Source organism: Prescottella defluvii (assembly GCF_000738775.1).
In the GTDB taxonomy this organism is placed as follows: Bacteria; Actinomycetota; Actinomycetes; order Mycobacteriales; family Mycobacteriaceae; genus Prescottella; species Prescottella defluvii.
Genome location: NZ_JPOC01000192.1, coordinates 1 through 257 on the forward strand (window position 1 = coordinate 1; position 257 = coordinate 257).

Genomic DNA, 257 nt, shown 5'->3' on the forward strand with positions numbered 1-257 from the left:
CGTCGCGCATGTATCCGACCGAGTAGATGTGGATGAGCGACCCGACGCCGGTGATCAGCAGCACGAAGCACATCGACAGTTGGTCGAGGCGGAGCCCGAAGTCGACCTGCAACCCGGCGACGGGCAGCCACGTGAACAGATCCTGCTGCGCCACCCGGTCCGACGCGTCCCGGCCGATCATGTCGACGAACAACGCCACCGCGATCACGAACGATGCGACTGCCGCGGCACATCCGAGAAGGTGCCCCCAGCGGTCG

General features: G+C 66.1%; 1 pseudogene. It reads right to left on the minus strand.

Features of this window, described 5'->3' with window-relative positions:
• Positions 1-257: pseudogene (locus IJ15_RS25130) on the minus strand (NADH-quinone oxidoreductase subunit L); the annotation flags it as partial.